This is a genomic window from Pedobacter sp. 01T416_2 (genome assembly GCF_056398925.1).
The window spans coordinates 1-1366 of sequence record NZ_JBFTQI010001111.1; the positions used below are offsets into that span (position 1 = coordinate 1).

1 protein-coding gene is annotated in these 1366 nt (G+C 40.0%); it reads left to right on the forward strand.

Annotated elements, in window-relative coordinates:
* Positions 1 to 12: 12 nt before the first annotated feature.
* Positions 13 to 1366 (forward strand): M1 family metallopeptidase (locus tag AC1DPQ_RS27805; protein WP_477611575.1); only part of this gene is annotated, 1354 nt, incomplete at its 3' end.

A 1366-nucleotide genomic window follows, 5' to 3' on the forward strand; every position in this document is an offset into this window, starting at 1 on the left:
GGTAAATATAACATGGATATTAAGGTAGACGCCGAAACCAAAGTGGTAAGCGGTAAAGAAGAAATTTTGTACAGTAACAACAGCACTGATACTTTAAGAACTTTGGCAATCCGTTTTGTAAACAACCTGCACAAACCAACCTCACCGAGAGGTGGTGCAGTAAGTGAAGATTTTTTGAGCACAGGCTTAAATATCAGTTCTTTCTCTGTTGATGGCGAAACGTATAAAGTAGATAGCAAAAATTGGGGAACAGTTGGCAATGTAAAACTGAACAAGCCGTTGCTACCAAAATCGAAAATTGCGGTTAAAATAGAGTGGGATTACCCATTATCAAAAGAAAGCGGTCGTGAGGGACAGATTGATCCAAACTCATTTTTTGTGGCTTATAGTTATCCTCGTATCTCTGTATTTGATGATTATAACGGCTGGGACCGCATTCCACACACTGATAGAGCTGAGTTTTATAACGACTTTAACGATTACGAGTTCGCAATCAGAGCGCCTAAAAACTATGTAGTTTATGCAACAGGCGATTTCCAGAATCCTGATGAAGTGTTACAACCAGAAATTTCTGCACGTTTAAAAAAATCGTACAATGGAGATGAGGTCATTCATATCGCTACAGAGCAAGAAATGAAAGATGGCAAAGTAACCCAGCAAAAAGACTGGAATACCTGGAAATTTGCAGTAAAGCACATTACCGATGTTACTTTTGCTTTGAGCAACCATTATGTTTGGGATGGCGCAAGTGTAATTGTAGATAAAAAGACCAATCGCCGTGCAAGTGCCCAGGCAGCCTACAATCCAACTACCGGAACAGATTTTACCAACTCGGTTAAATACAACCTTAATGCTTTAGATTGGTTCTCGAACAATTGGCCGGGCATCCCCTATCCCTATGCTAAAACCATTGCTTTTCAAGGTTTTGCGGATATGGAGTATCCGATGATGGTTAACGATTCTCAATTTGGCGATCCTGTTTTTGCACAATTGGTTCAGGACCATGAAGTAGCACACACTTACTTCCCCTTTTACATGGGCATTAACGAAACCCGTTATGCCTATATGGACGAAGGCTGGGCTACAACATTCGAATATTTAATCGGTATTGCAGAACACGGTAAAGAAGCTGCTGATAAGTTTTACAAAAACTTCAGGGTAAATAAATATATCAATGATAAATCGACAGAAGAAGATCAACCGGTAATTTCCATGTCCGATCAGGTTTCGGGTTCAGGTTATGGGAATAATTCCTACGGAAAGGCTTCATTATCTTATCTCGCCTTAAAAGATATGCTGGGTGATGAGCTATTTAAAAAAGCATTGCATACCTATATGGGCAACTGGAATGGCAAACACCCTATTC